Origin of the sequence: Haemophilus parainfluenzae (genome assembly GCF_003253005.1) — a bacterium.
Taxonomy (GTDB): Bacteria; Pseudomonadota; Gammaproteobacteria; order Enterobacterales; family Pasteurellaceae; genus Haemophilus_D; species Haemophilus_D parainfluenzae_M.
Genome location: NZ_QEPZ01000001.1, coordinates 64,728 through 81,552, shown reverse-complemented (window position 1 = coordinate 81,552; position 16,825 = coordinate 64,728). Strand labels below are relative to the sequence as shown.

Below are 16,825 nucleotides of genomic sequence, written 5' to 3'. Positions count from 1 at the left end.
CATTCTAAAGGATCTACAAAAATAAAAAAAGCCACTTAATGTGGCTTTTTCTTAAAAATTAAAGTTTGTCAGCGTTTTGTTTCAAGTATTTAGCAACGCCTTCTGGGTTGTCTTTCATACCTTCTTTGCCTTTTTCCCATTGAGCAGGGCAAACTTCACCGTGTTCTTCGTGGAATTGTAACGCATCTACCATACGTAACATTTCATCGATGTTACGACCTAATGGTAAATCGTTTACGATTTGGTGACGAACAACACCGTTTTTGTCGATTAAGAATGAAGCACGTAATGCAACACCTTCTTCTGGATGTTCGATACCGTATGCTTTCGCGATCTCATGTTTAACGTCAGCTGCTAATGCATATTTAACTGCACCGATACCGCCGTTTTCAGTTGGGGTATTACGCCATGCATTGTGAGTGAATTGAGAGTCAATAGATACACCAACAACTTCAACACCACGTTTTTTGAATTCTTCATAGCGGTGGTCGAATGCGATTAACTCAGATGGGCAAACGAAAGTGAAGTCTAATGGGTAGAAGAATAATACCGCTGCTTTACCTTCGATGTGTTTTTTGAAATTGAAGTTATCAACGATTTCACCATTGCCTAAAACTGCAGAGGATGTAAAATCTGGAGCTTGACGAGTTACTAATACCATAGTCATAATTCCTATATGAATGTTAATAAAAATTTTGCGGATGCAAAATGGGAGTAATATTTTAAAAAAATTAACCGCACTTTAATAGCTGTTTTTATCTATTGAATTAATTAATATTATCTAAGTTACAGGTGAAATATATGTCAGAACATCATACCTTATCGACCACATTGGTTCATGCAGGGCGTAAAAAACGTTTTACTCAAGGCTCAGTTAATCCCGTAGTTCAACGTGCATCTTCTTTGGTATTTGAGACCATTGCGGATAAAAAACATTGCACAAAAAATCGTTACAAAGGAGAACTTTTTTACGGTCGTCGTGGCACGTTAACGCACTTTGCTCTTCAAGATTTAATGTGTGAAATGGAAGGCGGGACAGGTTGTTATCTTTATCCTTGTGGGGCCGCAGCGGTAACCAATGCTATTTTATCCTTTGTGGAAACAGGCGATCATGTCTTAATAACAGGGGCGGCGTATGAGCCGACACAAGATTTTTGCAATGTGATTTTGAAAAAAATGCATATTGATACGACCTATTATGATCCCATAATAGGCACAGAGATTGCGAAACTCGTGCAGCCAAATACAAAAGTCTTATTTTTAGAGTCACCAAGCTCTTTAACAATGGAAGTGCCAGATATCCCCGCGATTATTAAAGCGGTTAGAGCTGTAAGCCCTGAAATCGTTATTATGATCGATAATACATGGGCGGCAGGAGTATTATTTAAAGCATTAGAACATGGTATTGATATTTCTATTCAAGCAGGAACGAAATATTTAGTAGGGCATTCTGACATTATGATCGGTACAGCCGTGGCTAATGCACGTACTTGGGATAAATTGCGCGAACATTCCTATTTAATGGGGCAAATGGTTGATGCGGATTCTGCTTATACAACAGCACGCGGTATTCGTACCTTAGGTGTGCGATTAAAACAACATCATGAAAGCAGTTTAAAAGTGGCCAAATGGTTAAGTGAACAACCACAAGTGAAAGCAGTGTATCATCCTGCGCTACCAAGCTGTCTAGGCTATGAAAACTTTAAACGTGACTTTACCGGCGCAAGCGGTTTATTCTCTTTTGAATTACATAAACGTTTAAACGATGAAGAGCTTTCCGCCTTTATGGATCATTTTGATCTTTTCACAATGGCTTATTCTTGGGGTGGGTTTGAATCGCTCATTTTATGCAATCAACCAGAAGAAATTGCAAAAATTCGCCCAGGTATTGAGCGTAAATTAACGGGATCATTAATTCGTCTGCATATTGGATTTGAAGACACAGATGAATTAATTGCTGATCTTCAAGCGGGCTTTGACCGAATCAAATAAGAAAGAGGGCTGTTTATGTAAACAGCCCTTATTTACTCAATCTTTGAGTTGATTTATCATAGTCAGCATTTTTAGTAACTAGAGAAGAACAATGAAACATATTCATATTTTAGGTATCTGCGGGACCTTTATGGGCGGCGTTGCAATTATTGCCAAACAAATGGGCTATAAAGTAACGGGTTCCGATACCAATGTTTACCCACCGATGAGCACTTTTTTACAAGAGCAGGGCATTGAAATTATTCCTAATTATGATGTCGCTCAACTTCAGCCTGCCCCTGATATGGTGATTGTCGGAAATGCCATGAAACGAGGTAATTCCTGTGTGGAATATGTTTTGGATAATGCATTGCCTTATACATCAGGTCCACAATGGTTACACGACCATTTATTGCGTAATCGTTGGGTGTTAGCGATTTCAGGTACACATGGTAAAACCACAACAACGGGGATGTTGACTTGGATTTTAGAACAAAATGGGCTAAAACCTGGTTTCCTGATCGGTGGTATTGCTGGGAATTTTGGTACTTCTGCTCGTTTAGGAGAAAGTGAGTTTTTCGTAATTGAAGCTGATGAGTACGATACGGCCTTCTTTGATAAACGCTCTAAATTTGTACATTACAATCCGAAAACCTTGATCATTAACAATATCAGCTTCGATCATGCTGACATCTTCGATGATCTTCACGCGATCCAACGTCAATTTCATCACATGATCCGTACAATTCCTTCCACAGGGCGTGTACTTTCTTTTGCAGATGAGCAGAGCGTGAAAGAAACCCTCAATATGGGATGTTGGTCAGAACAGCAATGTATCGGTAAAGATAAAGAATGGTTTGCGGAACGTATTACTAATGATTGTTCTGAATTTGCCGTATTCCATCAGGGTAAAAAAGTCGCTGAAGTGAAATGGAATATTGTCGGACAGCACAATATGCACAATGCTTTAATGGCGATTGCGGCGGCTTACCATGCGGGTGTCAAAATTGAAGATGCATGTCATGCATTAGGTAGCTTTATCAATGCAAAACGTCGTTTAGAGGTGAAGGGGGAAGTAAACGGTATTACGGTTTATGATGACTTCGCTCATCATCCAGAAGCCATTCTGGCGACACTCACTGCGTTACGCGATAAAGTAGGTGGTGGCGTACGTATTCTTGCCGTATTAGAGCCTCGTTCAAACACCATGAAAATGGGCGTGCATAAAGATGAAATTGCACCAGCACTTGGTCGAGCTGATGCGGTGTTTATGCTACAACCAGATAATATTCCATGGGATGTGGCTGAAATTGCGGGAGAATGTGTTCAACCAGCACATTACACAGGAAATATTGATAAATTAGTGGATATGATTGTGGCTGAAGCGAAACCAACGGATCAGATTCTTGTGATGTCAAACGGTAGCTTTGGAGGCATTCATCAAAAGATTTTAGATCGATTAAAATAATCTCAATGTAAAGTGCTGTCAGAAATAAGAGTGTTTTTAACCGCACTTTTATCATCAAAAATAAGGAAATCACATGGCTGATCCACATATTCAATCTCCAATGGATGTTTGGGATAAACTCACCGTCATTATTTATCGCACAGGCTTTGTCATTGCGGCATTTAGTACTTTCGCTTTAACTTGGTATCCTCAACAGGCTCAAATTGCCGTGTTGATTGCGGCAACTTGTTGTGCCTCATCGCTTCATATTTATTTGAAGCATTTCCGCTTAACATTTCAATTTGCCACCTGGCTTGCACTCTTATGTGCGCTTTTAGGTTGGCATGAATTAGCGTTAGGTGGTGCATTAGTCACACTGGGCGGTTTATGTTTTAAAGAATACTTCTGTTTTAGAGTACCGCTATTAAATTTACAACCTGCATTTGTAGCCGCACTTTGGTTTGCTTGGGTATTTGAAGGGGGTTGGATTACTCTAATTTTATCGTTGATTGTCGGCGGATTATTATTGATTCTTGCGGTTCAAAAATGGCGAATGCCATTGCACTTTGATATTGGCGATAAGACAAAGTATCAAATCTAATAAGATTGATAGATAAAGGCATAATGTTTCACGACATTGTGCCTTTTTATTTCGATTAAATTTACCTTTATCTAAAAATGAAAAAAGCACCGAAATTTCGGTGCTTTGTAATTTGGTTGCGGGGGCCGGATTTGAACCGACGGCCTTCGGGTTATGAGCCCGACGAGCTACCAAGCTGCTCCACCCCGCGTCTGATGGCGCGTAATATACTCGTTTCAATAATTATTGCAAGATTTAAACGGAATTTGACTTTCCGTTTGTTAAGAAAATAAACAAAATGAATATTAATTAACCATTTTATGAAATAGTGCTAGTCCTAAAAGGGAATTTTTGATAGCGTATGCAACTTTGTATTAGTTAGTTTAATTTAGGAAAATAAGAATGAAATTTCGTCAAAATCTCGCTGTAAAAATTCTCTCTGTAATGGCGGCAGTTTCGGTGCTTGCGTCATGTGGTTCCGCACCAAGTAAAGTCTCTTCAAAAAATAATTCTAGCTTGCCGCGTACTGCGACAGGCGACGATCCACAAAAATTTGGGGCAAAGTATAGTGAACGTAATTATCAACAAGCTATTTTAAGCCCAGTGGCATCCGTGGAGAACAAAGGTGCGATTGTAAACCAAGGTGATTTTTTAACGCAGTTGACGAATGTTCGTGATTATTCAAGTTCATTAATAAATCGCTTTGCTGCTAATTATGGCAAAATCACTAACTGGGTACTTGCAGGAGCCAATGTGAATGAATTAGCACAATACGGCATTAACCCACAGATTATGAAAGGTTTTGATGGTTATCAAAACGTGTTAATGACAGGTTATTATTCACCCGTGATTCATGCACGCCGTACTGCACAAGGTCAATATCAACATCCAATTTATGCGATGCCAAGCTATAAACGTTATAGCCGGGCAGAAATTTATAATGGTGCATTGGCAGGAAAAGGCTTAGAGCTCGCTTACAGTGATTCAATGATGGATAATTTCTTATTAGGCGTGCAGGGTAGTGGCTATGTTGATTACGGTGATGGCAATTTAAATTATTTAGCCTATGCAGGTCAAAATGGTTATAAATATCAAGCAGTTGGTCGTTTGTTAGTAGAAGATGGTGAAATTCCAAAAGAAAAAATGTCTATTCAAGCAATTCGTGAATGGGGCAAAGCAAATCCATCTCGTGTACAAGAATTGTTAGAACGCAATCCATCTTATGTTTTCTTTAAAAACGATCCGACAGGTAAAGTGAAAGGTTCTGCCGGTGTGCCTTTAGTACCTATGGCTTCTGTGGCTTCTGATCGTAATGTCATTCCTTCTGGAACCGTATTATTGGTTGAAGTACCAGATATTGATAACAATGGTAACTGGATGGGTACACACAAATTACACTTAATGGTGGCGCTTGATGTGGGCGGTGCGGTAAAGGGTCACCATTTTGACTTATACCGTGGTATTGGCGATCAAGCAGGCCATATCGCGGGTTTATCAAAACACTATGGACGAGTTTGGGTACTACAATAATGGATCGTGTCGATAACTACGAACAACGCTTTGGCGGCATTGGACGCCTTTATACACCAGAAGGCTTGGCGCGTCTGCGTCAGGCTCATGTGTGCGTTATTGGTATTGGCGGCGTAGGTTCGTGGGTGGTGGAAGCGCTTGCGCGAAGTGGCGTAGGGCAGATCACCATGATTGATATGGATGACATTTGTGTCACCAATATTAATCGTCAGCTTCCTGCATTAAGCGGCAATATTGGCAAGCTTAAAACGGAAGTAATGGCAAAGCGCGTTCAGCTGATTAACCCAGAATGTGTGGTGAATATTATCGATGATTTCATTTCACCGGATAATCAAGCGGAATACCTAAATCGTGGCTATGATTATGTCATTGATGCCATTGATAATGTAAAAACTAAAGCAGCGATGATTGCCTATTGCAAACGTAATAAAATCAAAATTATTACTATTGGTGGCGCTGGTGGTCAGACAGATCCATCCAAAATCCAAATTGCTGATTTAAGCAAAACGATCCAAGATCCATTATTGGCGAAAGTGCGGTCAGTTTTACGTAAGGATTTTAATTTTAGCCAAAATCCACAACGTAAGTTCGCAGTTGATGCTGTGTTTTCCAGTCAGCCTCTGATTTTCCCTAAAATGGGCGAGGGCTGTGAAATATCCGCTACTATGAATTGTGTAAATGGCTTTGGCGCAGCAACCATGATAACGGCAACCTTTGGTTTTTTTGCTGTTTCTCGGGCAATAGATAAGTTATTGAAATAAATATAAAAAGCAACGTGAAAACGTTGCTTTTTCTTTATGAATGAAAGTATTACATAAGATGAAGAAATATCACTTCATTTTTTAATTTGACATGTTGCAATTTTATCAAAAAGGCGTAGTCTATGTTAGCTTTGAGAATAATTCCCAATAAAAGTAAGGAAACAAAAATGAAACAAGTATTAAAAATGAGTGCAATTTCTAGCGCACTTTTAGCGCTTCCAATGATGGCAAATGCAGATGTATTAGCATCCGTGAAACCTCTCGGTTTTATTACATCATCTATTGCTAATGGTGTAACAGATACGCAAATTTTAGTGCCAGCAGGTGCTTCTCCTCATGATTACAGCTTAAAACTTTCAGATGTACAAAAAGTGAAATCGGCGGATTTAGTGCTTTGGGTTGGTGAAGATATTGACGCTTTCTTAGCAAAACCAATTAGCCAAATTGATAGCAAAAAAGTTATCAATATTTCTGAGATTCCAGAAATTAAACCGCTTTTAAGCAAGGTCCATCATGAACATTATCATGAAGGCGATGAAGATGAGCACGGGCATGATCATAAGCATGGACACGATCATAAGCACGAGCATGGTCATGACCATGACCATGAGCATCATCACCACGATGTAGATGAAAATGGGTTAAGCGTGAACTGGCACTTATGGTATTCACCAGCCATCAGTCAAATTGTGGCACAAAAAGTGGCGGATAAATTAACGGAACAACATCCGGATAAAAAAGAGCTCATTGCGAAAAACTTAGCCGATTTTAACCGCACTTTGACTGAGCAAAGCGATAAAATCAAAGTACAATTAGCCCCACTCAAAGATAAAGGTTTTTTTGTGTTCCATGATGCTTATAGCTATTTCAATGATGCGTATGGTTTAAATCAAACCGGTTATTTCACCATTAATCCATTAGTGGCTCCGGGTGCAAAAACCATTGCCCACATCAAAGAAGAGATTGAAGAACACCATGTAAATTGTCTTTTTGCTGAACCTCAATTCACACCAAAAGTGATTGACTCTCTTGCACAAAGTACAAAAGTTAATGTCGGTCGTTTAGATCCTATTGGCGATAACGTACAGATTGGCCCAAATTCCTATGCGAATTTCCTTCAAGCCACTGCTGATAGCTATGCTCAATGTTTAAGTAAATAATCTAATTTGCTTCTATCTTAAAAACAGCCTTTAAGGCTGTTTTTTTATAGTCCCTATCTAAATCGCCCGAATGATTTTCAATTTTTAAGAAATTTTCGCTTGTTTGAGCGAAGCGAGTTCGAAAATTTCTGTAAAGAAAATTGAAAAGAATGAGGATTAGCGATTTAATTGGGGTGTGTTTTCTTTTGCCTACTTTGCTTTGCACAAGCAAAGAAAAGTAGGTCGCCTTAGGCGAAATCCTAGTAAAAACTATGCTATAATCCGCCCAATTTTTCCCTATCGAGAAAACACATGAAACAACTATTTGCCACAACTGCTCGTGGTTTTGAAGAACTCTTAAAAGTCGAATTGATAGAGCTCGGTGCAACGGAATGTAAAATTGCACAAGGCGGCGTACATTTTCAGGCTGATGATGAAACACTTTATCGCAGCTTATTATGGTCACGTTTAGCTTCACGTATTTTGTTACCGATTGTAAATGGAAAGGTATATAGTGATTTAGACTTGTATTCAATTGTGACAGGGCAGGATTGGTTAAGTTATTTTGATGAGAAAGCCACATTTTTTGTTGATTTCAATGGGACAAACCAAGAAATTCGTCACACCCAATTTGGTGCGATGCGAGTGAAAGATGCCATTGTGGATTATTTTGAACGCCAAGGGAAAGCGCGTCCAAATGTAGATAAAGACTATCCAGATGTGCGAATTCATGCTTATTTAAATAAAGAAGAACTCGTCGTTTCACTCGATTTAAGTGGCGAAGCATTGCATTTACGTGGCTATCGTGAAGATACAGGGCAAGCGCCTTTACGTGAAACCTTAGCCGCTGCGATAGTGCTTCGTTCAGGTTGGAAAAAAGGGACACCATTAGTGGATCCAATGTGCGGTTCGGGTACATTGTTAATCGAAGCTGCACAGATGGAAGCACAAATTGCACCGCAATTACATCGTTTACATTGGGGCTTTGATTGCTGGAAAGGACATAATCAAGATGCTTGGGATAAGGTGAAAGCAGAAGCGGTACAGCAAGCTGAAACTTATTTTAATCAAAATCCAAAACCGCATTTTTATGGCTTCGATCTCGATCATCGTGTACTGAAAAAAGCACAAAAGAATGCACAAAATGCAGGCGTAGCACACTTAATTCAATGGAAACAAGGTGATGTTGCCGCATTAAAAAATCCAAGTCCAGATGAAGTGGGAACGGTGATTTGTAACCCGCCTTATGGTGAGCGTTTAGGTACAACTCCAGCGTTGATTGCTCTATATTCAGTCTTTGGACAACGTCTTAAAAATGAATTTGGTGGTTGGAATGCGTCGATTTTCAGTAGTGAATCTACGTTGCTTGATTGTTTGCGTATGCGTTCTCATCGTCAATTTAAAGCGAAAAACGGTCCGTTAGATTGTGTTCAGAAGAATTATCAAATTTCAGAACGTAAAGAAAGTGCGGCTGAAAATCCGCTTGAATTTGACCGCACTTCAACGGTAGCGGTGGATTTTGCGAATCGCTTGCAGAAAAATATCAAGAAAATTGAAAAATGGGCGAAGCAGCAAGGCCTTGATGCTTATCGTTTATATGATGCCGATTTACCGGAATATAACGTGGCTGTAGATCGTTATGGTGATCATATTGTGGTGCAAGAGTATGCCGCACCGAAAAATATTGATGAAAACAAAGCGCGTCAACGTTTATTAGATGCAGTGACAGCAACCTTACAAGTCACTGGTATTGAAACCAATAAACTGATTTTGAAAGTGCGTCAAAAACAAAAAGGCACGAATCAATATGAAAAATTGGCCAATAAAGGCGAATATTTCTATGTAAATGAATACGGTGCGCAGCTTTGGGTGAATCTAACGGATTACTTGGATACAGGATTATTCTTAGATCATCGCTTAACCCGTAAAATGGTTGGTGAGATGGCAAAAGGCAAAGATTTCCTTAATCTTTTTGCTTATACCGGTTCCGCAACAGTGCATGCGGCATTAGGTGGGGCAAAATCGACGACGACCGTGGATATGTCGAACACCTATTTAAACTGGGCAGAACAAAACCTGATTTTAAATGATATTGAAGGCAAGCAGCACAAGCTCATCCAGGCAGATTGTTTGCAGTGGTTAGAGAAATGTGATCGTCAGTTTGATTTGATTTTCGTGGATCCGCCAACATTCTCAAATTCTAAACGTATGGAAGACAGTTGGGATGTACAACGTGATCACATCAAATTAATGCGTAATCTTAAGCGTATTTTACGTCCTAACGGTACTATCGTGTTCTCGAACAATAAACGTGGTTTTAAAATGGATTTTGAGGCGTTAGATGAATTGGGATTAAGTGCGGTCGAAATTTCAGCGAAAACTTTACCGCTTGATTTTGAGCGTAATAAACAAATTCATAATTGCTGGATTGTAACACTGAAAGCCTAACAAAAAAGCCCCATAATGATTTATCGGGCTTTTTTATTATTCGACTTCTTTTTGTTTCTCTGTTTCTGAATCATCATGAAGAAGGGTTTCAACCGCTGCTTCGTCATTGTCGTCATCTTCTTTTTCTAAGATCTCAGCCGTTTCTTCATTGAGTGCTTCAGCATCAGAATGTGGTTTAATGAAAGGTTTTGGCATCCAATATTTTCGGATGATGTCTGTAGAAAAACCATGTAAAACTTCTTCATTCAATCGTTCTTGATCTAAGTAACGAACTTCTGCAATGACCTCATCAGCTTCAATTTTATTGATACCTAATTGCATTAGTGTTGCACGACTGAGCGTGAGGGCTGATTCAAAGGTTTCGCGCACAATAAAGTCTACATCTTGCTTAATAAGACTCACGGTTGTTTTGCGGTCATAAGTTCGCGCCAAAATTGGGAGTTTCGGATAAGCATCTTTCAAATTCTGAACGATGTTTTCAATACGTTGTGTATCGTTAATCCCGATGACCACACATTTGGCTTTTTCGATACCCGCTGCACGTAAAACATCAAGGCGAATACCGTCACCGTAATAAACTTTAAAACCAAATTTAGCTGCCGCACGAATGTTTTCGATATTGCGGTCAATCACCGAGACGTTAATGCCACGAACAAGAAGCGATTGACATACGATTTGACTGAAACGACCAAAACCAATTACGAGCACGCTATCTTCTAAATCCACAATTGGATCAAGATCGCTAGTATCGACTTTTTCCTCTTGATTCGCTGATTTGCGTTGGTTGATTTTACGCATTAATAAGCCAATCAATGGTGAGAATAACATCGAGATAATGACTGCGGCAGTAAAGGTCGCATTTTGATCTTTTGTCATCACGCCTGCAGTAGTCGCTGCAGAGAAGAGTACGAATGCAAATTCACCACCGTGTGCCATGATGGTCATTCGTCCAACCGATTCGGTACGGTCTAGTTTCGTAATACGAGCCACGGTATAAACGGCTAAGGCTTTGCCAACGATGTAAAGGCATACGATACCTAACAACCAAACCGCATCATTGAAGACTAAACTGAGGTCAAGCGACATTCCTACACCCATAAAGAAGAGACCGAGCAATAAACCACGGAATGGTTCAATATCGGCTTCTAATTGGTGGCGGAATGCGGATTCTGAAAGCATTACACCCGCAACGAATGCGCCCATCGCCATTGAAAGTCCACTCGCTTCCATGGCCAATGCCGCACCTAACACCACAAGTAAGGCGGCAGCTGTCATCATTTCGCGAATATGAGCTTTGGAAATCAAACGGAAAATTGGGTTCATTAACCATTTACCCGCAACGACTAAACCGACAACAGCGCCGAGTGCAATAGCAATAGATGTCCAGTTGGTTTGATGTTCAATATGTTTGGTTTCAGGCGTTAAAAAGGCAATCGAAGCCAATAATGGCACAATGGATAAATCTTCAAAAATTAGGGTAGAAATAACTCGTTGGCCTTTTGGTGTGTTCGTAATCCCGCGTTCTTCTAATACCTGCATCACAATAGCAGTAGAGGAGAGTGTAAAGCCCATACCCGCAATAAATGCGACTTCTTTCGGAAGATTTAAAATATAGATACCCGCAAAGGTAAGCAGAACACCACATAGCCCGACTTGCAGAAATCCCCGTCCGAAGATCGCTTTTCTCATGGCCCATAAACGTTCTGGATGCATCTCTAAACCGATAATGAATAAGAACATCACCACGCCCAGTTCAGCCATGTGCAGAATCGATTCTGCATCTTTCACTACGCCGAACACGGAAGGACCAATTAAACAGCCTGCCACTAAATAACCCAACACGCTACCCAAGCCAATACGCTTAAAAAGTGGCACGATAGTGACACTGGTAGCAAGCAGGACAACAGTTTTAATTAATTCAGGGCTGACGACATTCGACATAGGGCAAAAAACCTTAGTAAAAACAGGGAGTATGAGAAGAAAGTTGACATGTATTCTAGCCTTTTTTCACTAAATAAAAAACACAGAAAAGCAAGAAATTGGTATAATTTACAAAAACTTTACACGCATAAAAATGGTCAGTTTTTTATTCATAAGCTCACTCGTTCGCTTGTTCACCCCTTGTGGGGTCGTTGGCAAAGCCAACGTTGAAAAACCTACGTTTTTTTTGACCGCACTTTAGAGGTATTATGACATTACAATTCAATATGGTCGCGTTGTTATTGGTTTTCTTAATTGTTTTAGGTTTAATTAGCCAAAATAGCGCGATTACCATCTCAGCCGCCGTGCTGTTAATTATGCAGCAAACCTTATTATCCAAATACATTCCTATACTCGAACAATACGGTGTCAAAATCGGGATCATCATTTTAACGATTGGTGTCCTAGCTCCATTAGTGTCGGGAAAAATCCAACTTCCCGATCTTAGTTCATTTTTAAACTGGAAAATGGGCGTGTCGATTGCAACGGGAATATTCGTCGCATGGCTCGCAGGGAAAGGCGTGCCATTAATGAGTGAACAACCTGTTTTGGTGACAGGATTATTAATTGGTACGATTATTGGTGTGTCTTTCTTAGGCGGTATTCCGGTGGGACCTCTAATCGCTGCAGGGATTTTAGCGGTATTAATAGGAAAATTTTAAATGAAAAACAAATGGTTATTTATCGCGGGATTGAGTGGTTTTTTGTGTGTGGCGATTGGTGCTTTTGCGGCACATGGATTAAGCAAGGTTTTAGAACCTAAAGAATTAGCGTGGATTGAAACGGGTGTGAAATATCAAATGTTTCACACCATTGCGATTTTAGCGATTGGCATTTTGCAATTATGCCGTGAAGCATTGGTTGCAAACAAAATAGTTAATCTTGCTGCAGGGACTTGGGCATACGGTATTCTTCTCTTTAGCGGTAGTCTTTATGCACTTGCGCTTGGTGCAGGCAAATTCCTCGTTTGGGTGACACCGATTGGAGGCACGTTATTTTTAATTGGTTGGCTTTGCTTGGCCTACGGTGGTTTTAAAAGTAAATCAGTATGAAGAACAAATCAGTCAAACGTGAATTAAATCCGATACAACAATCTCTCTTTTCGAAATTCAAGGATATTATGCTGGTGGATCAACGTCGTTTATCCGCCCGCATTCATGGTATTGGAAAAATTAAAAGCCAAGAGGCCCAACAAGCCGTTGCCGCAGAAATCCAGTTGCAGATTGAACAGGCTCAATTACGTGTAGAACAACGGAAAAGTGCGGTCAAAAATCCGATTATTTTTCCTGAGAGTTTGCCGGTTAGTCAACGCAAAGCAGAAATTCAAAAACTGCTTTCTGAACATCAGGTCATTGTGGTGGCAGGGGAAACTGGTTCGGGTAAAACCACCCAATTGCCGAAAATGTGTTTGGAATTAGGTTTCGGCAATTTGGGCATGATTGGTCATACTCAACCACGCCGTATTGCCGCTCGTTCGGTGGCTGCACGTATTGCGGAAGAACTGGAAACGGAGCTTGGCGGTTTAGTCGGTTATAAGGTTCGTTTTAACGATCAAATCAGTGATGATACACAAATCAAATTGATGACTGACGGGATCCTGTTAGCAGAAATTCAAAACGATCGTTTTCTCAATCAATATTCTTGTTTGATTATCGATGAAGCCCACGAACGAAGCCTAAATAACGATTTTATTCTCGGTTATCTGAAACAGCTTTTACCACGTCGTCGTGATTTAAAACTTATCATCACATCCGCGACTATTGATGTGGAACGTTTTTCTAAACACTTTAACAATGCCCCGATTATTGAAGTCTCGGGCAGAACCTATCCTGTTGAAGTGCGTTATCGTCCCGTAGTGGAAGAAGACGATCAAGATCAGCTACAAGGCATTCTTAACGCGGTGAATGAACTGCAAGCGGAAGGTCGAGGCGATATTTTGATCTTTATGAACGGTGAGCGAGAAATTCGTGATACCGCCGAAGCTTTACAAAAACAAAATCTAAAACACACGGAAATTCTACCGCTCTTTGCACGCTTGTCTTCGCAAGAACAAAATAAAATTTTCCATCCGAGCGGATTAAATCGCATCGTGTTGGCGACCAACGTCGCGGAAACTTCATTGACCGTGCCAGGCATTAAATATGTGATTGACCCAGGTACTGCGCGAATTTCCCGTTATAGCTATCGCACCAAAGTACAACGTTTACCGATTGAACCCATTTCACAGGCATCTGCTAATCAGCGTAAAGGTCGTTGTGGTCGTGTGAGTGAAGGGATTTGTATTCGTTTATATTCGGAAGAGGATTTTAATTCTCGTCCAGAGTTTACCGATCCTGAAATTTTACGCACCAATTTAGCCTCCGTTATTTTGCAAATGACGGCATTGGGTTTGGATGATATTGAAGCGTTCCCATTTGTTGATGCTCCAGATAAACGCCATATTCAAGATGGTATAAAACTGTTGGAAGAATTGGGTGCATTTGAAATCGTTCGCACCAAATCTGGAGAGAAGCGTCAATTAACGGCTGCAGGTCGTCAATTATCGCAACTCCCTGTGGATCCACGTTTAGCGAAAATGCTGCTCAGTGCCATGGCACAAGGTGCGTTGCATGAAGTGATGATTATTGTCGCTGCATTGTCTATTCAAGATCCGCGCGAGCGTCCACAAGAAAAACAACAAGCTTCCGATGAAAAACATCGTCGTTTTGCCGATAAAAAATCAGATTTCTTGGCGTTTTTAAATCTTTGGCGTTATCTACAAGAACAACAAAAAGAATTGAGTAAAAACCAATTCCGCCGTCAATGCCAAAAGGATTTCTTAAATTATTTACGTATTCGTGAATGGCAAGATATTTATCATCAAATTCGTTTAACCGTCCGTGAAATTGGCTTGCCGATTAATTCCGAAAAAGCAGAATATCAGCAAATTCATACCGCACTTTTAAGCGGTTTGCTTTCTCATATCGGTTTAAAAGAAGCAGAGAAACAACAATATCTTAGTGCACGTAATGCCCATTTTGTAATTTTCCCCAATTCTGTACTTTTCAAAAAACAACCGAAATGGGTGATGGCGGCAGAGTTAGTGGAAACCTCCAAGCTTTGGGGGCGTATGGTGGCGGAAATCGAGCCTGAATGGATCGAGCCACTTGCCGAGCATCTAATTAAAAAATCCTATTCAGAACCGCGTTGGTCAAAATCTCGTGGCGCTGTGATTGCTGATGAAAAAGTCACGCTTTATGGTGTGCCGATTGTGGCTGTACGGCCAGTGAATTACGGTACTATTGATCCAACGGTAAGCCGTGAGATCTTTATTCAATCTGCCTTAGTGGAAGGGGATTGGAATACCAAGCATAAATTCTTCAAAGAAAATCAACGACTCGTTCGAGAAGTAGAAGAGTTGGAACACAAAAGCCGCCGCCGCGATATTTTGGTGGATGATCGCACGCTTTTTGAATTTTACGATCAGCGTATTGGTACGGAAGTGGTTTCCCAAAAACATTTTGATACCTGGTGGAAAAAGGCGCAGCAAAAAGATCCGGAATTACTTAATTTTGAACGTTCATTCTTGATTAATGATGATGCGGAACAAGTGAGCAAGTTGGATTTCCCGAATTTCTGGCATCAAGGCAATTTAAAACTTAAATTAACTTATCAATTTGAACCGGGTACCGATGCGGACGGGGTGACCGTGCATATCCCGTTGCCATTGCTTAACCAAGTGGAAATGACCGGGTTTGACTGGCAAATTCCAGGCTTGCGTGAAGAATTGGTGATTGCATTGATTAAATCTCTGCCGAAATCTTATCGCCGTAATTTCGTACCTGCACCTAATTATGCTCAAGCTTTTTTAAGTCGTGCTGTGCCGTTGGAAAAACCGTTATTAGATACGCTGATTTATGAATTACGTCGTATGACGGGCGTCACCGTAGAAGTGGAACATTGGAATTGGGAACAAATTCCAAGTCATTTGAAAATGACATTCCGTGTGGTGGATGAAAACGACAAGAAAATTGCTGAATCTATGAATTTGGATGAGCTGAAATTTAACTTAAAAGATCGTGTGCAGGAAAGTATTTCTGCTGTGGCAGATGATGGTATTGAACAAAGCGGGCTGCATATTTGGAGCTTTGCCGATTTACCACAATGTTACGAACAAAAACAACGTGGTTTTAGCGTCAAAGCGTTCCCAGCCATCGTAGATGAAAAAGATGCGGTTGGTATTAAACTATTTGAAACAGAATTTGAGCAAGCGGTGGCGATGCAACAAGGTTTACGTCGTTTGTTGTTACTCAATGTACCGTCACCGATTAAATATCTGCATGAAAAATTGCCGAATAAAGCCAAATTGGGGCTGTATTTTACCCCGTTCGGTCGTGTGTTGGATTTGATTGACGACTGTATTGCTTGTGCCGTAGATAAACTGATTGCCGATTTTGGCGGTTTTGTTTGGGATGAAGTAGGCTTTGAAAAATTGCGTGATTTCGTTCGAGAAAACCTTAACGACGTGACCGTGGATATTGCGCAAAAAGTGGAGCAAATTCTCTCCCTCAACCATACCTTAAACCAACGTTTAAAAGGCAAAATGGATTTCACCATGGCTTTTGCCTTTTCCGATATTAAGGCGCAATTAAGCGGGCTGATTTATCCAGGTTTTGTGCAAAAGAGCGGTTATGATCGCCTACCGGATTTACAGCGTTATCTGCAAGCCGTTGATAAACGTATTGATAAATTAGCTCAAGATGTGAACCGTGATCGTGCCGCAATGCTACGCGTGGAACAGGTGCAACAGGCTTACCAACAATTACTGGCTAAACTACCAAAATCCAAACCAATTTCCGATGAAGTGGCAGAAATTCGCTATATGATTGAGGAATTACGTGTGAGCTTATTTGCGCAGCAATTAGGCACGAAGTATCAGGTGTCGGATAAACGGATTTTGAATTTGATTTCACAATTGGGGTAGATAAGC

Annotated in this window: 12 protein-coding genes and 1 tRNA gene; 10 read left to right on the top strand and 3 right to left on the bottom strand. The window is 40.5% G+C overall.

Translation table 11 applies throughout. From position 1 onward, the window contains the following. Positions 1-58: 58 nt before the first annotated feature. Positions 59-661: a peroxiredoxin C gene (locus DPV97_RS00365; protein WP_049363646.1), complete on the bottom strand. Its 603-nt coding sequence runs from the start codon at positions 659-661 to the stop codon at positions 59-61. Positions 662-801: 140 nt separating this feature from the next. Between DPV97_RS00365 and metC the strand changes: the two genes are divergently transcribed. From metC to DPV97_RS00350, 3 genes are all read left to right on the top strand, one after another. Continuing rightward, the gene (metC, locus tag DPV97_RS00360) at positions 802-1,992 is read left to right on the top strand and encodes a cystathionine beta-lyase (RefSeq protein WP_070714209.1); all 1,191 of its coding nucleotides are present in this window, start codon (positions 802-804) and stop codon (positions 1,990-1,992) included. A 91-nt stretch (positions 1,993-2,083) separates the two neighbouring features. Beyond that, positions 2,084-3,439, top strand: coding sequence for a UDP-N-acetylmuramate:L-alanyl-gamma-D-glutamyl-meso-diaminopimelate ligase (gene mpl / locus DPV97_RS00355; RefSeq protein ID WP_070714212.1), 1,356 nt, complete (start codon positions 2,084-2,086; stop codon positions 3,437-3,439). A gap of 73 nt (positions 3,440-3,512) precedes the next feature. Beyond that, positions 3,513-4,019: a DUF2301 domain-containing membrane protein gene (locus tag DPV97_RS00350; RefSeq protein WP_070714214.1), complete on the top strand. Its 507-nt coding sequence runs from the start codon at positions 3,513-3,515 to the stop codon at positions 4,017-4,019. Positions 4,020-4,132: 113 nt separating this feature from the next. Here the strand turns inward: DPV97_RS00350 and DPV97_RS00345 are convergent. After that, positions 4,133-4,209, bottom strand: a tRNA-Met gene (locus DPV97_RS00345). Between the two features lie 191 nt (positions 4,210-4,400). Here DPV97_RS00345 and mltA point away from each other — a divergent pair. The 4 genes from mltA to rlmKL all read left to right on the top strand — a co-directional run bounded on the left by mltA (position 4,401) and on the right by rlmKL (position 9,876). Beyond that, the gene (gene mltA, locus DPV97_RS00340) at positions 4,401-5,528 is read left to right on the top strand and encodes a murein transglycosylase A (protein ID WP_070714216.1); all 1,128 of its coding nucleotides are present in this window, start codon (positions 4,401-4,403) and stop codon (positions 5,526-5,528) included. Further along, positions 5,528-6,289, top strand: coding sequence for a tRNA cyclic N6-threonylcarbamoyladenosine(37) synthase TcdA (gene tcdA, locus DPV97_RS00335; RefSeq protein ID WP_070714219.1), 762 nt, complete (start codon positions 5,528-5,530; stop codon positions 6,287-6,289). The genes mltA and tcdA overlap by 1 nt, the downstream gene beginning before the upstream one ends. A 167-nt stretch (positions 6,290-6,456) precedes the next feature. Beyond that, positions 6,457-7,449 (top strand): zinc ABC transporter substrate-binding protein ZnuA, encoded by a 993-nt coding sequence (gene znuA, locus DPV97_RS00330; protein ID WP_070714221.1) that lies wholly within the window; start codon positions 6,457-6,459, stop codon positions 7,447-7,449. 291 nt (positions 7,450-7,740) lie between these two features. Next, a complete protein-coding gene (gene rlmKL / locus DPV97_RS00320; protein ID WP_070714222.1) occupies positions 7,741-9,876 on the top strand; it encodes a bifunctional 23S rRNA (guanine(2069)-N(7))-methyltransferase RlmK/23S rRNA (guanine(2445)-N(2))-methyltransferase RlmL in 2,136 nt (711 codons plus the stop codon). A gap of 36 nt (positions 9,877-9,912) precedes the next feature. Here rlmKL and DPV97_RS00315 read toward each other — a convergent pair whose 3' ends face one another. Beyond that, a complete protein-coding gene (locus DPV97_RS00315) occupies positions 9,913-11,817 on the bottom strand; it encodes a monovalent cation:proton antiporter-2 (CPA2) family protein (protein WP_070714223.1) in 1,905 nt (634 codons plus the stop codon). Positions 11,818-12,065: 248 nt separating this feature from the next. On the opposite strand from DPV97_RS00315, the gene DPV97_RS00310 reads away from it, so the two are divergent. Genes DPV97_RS00310 through hrpA form a run of 3 tightly spaced genes read left to right on the top strand, consistent with a single transcriptional unit; the run spans position 12,066 to position 16,819 of the window. Continuing rightward, positions 12,066-12,518, top strand: coding sequence for a DUF441 domain-containing protein (locus DPV97_RS00310; RefSeq protein WP_070714231.1), 453 nt, complete (start codon positions 12,066-12,068; stop codon positions 12,516-12,518). Further along, positions 12,519-12,908: a DUF423 domain-containing protein gene (locus tag DPV97_RS00305; protein WP_070714233.1), complete on the top strand. Its 390-nt coding sequence runs from the start codon at positions 12,519-12,521 to the stop codon at positions 12,906-12,908. It abuts the gene before it with no gap. Then, the gene (gene hrpA, locus DPV97_RS00300; protein ID WP_070714237.1) at positions 12,905-16,819 is read left to right on the top strand and encodes an ATP-dependent RNA helicase HrpA; all 3,915 of its coding nucleotides are present in this window, start codon (positions 12,905-12,907) and stop codon (positions 16,817-16,819) included. The genes DPV97_RS00305 and hrpA overlap by 4 nt, the downstream gene beginning before the upstream one ends. The last annotated feature ends 6 nt before the right edge of the window (positions 16,820-16,825 follow it).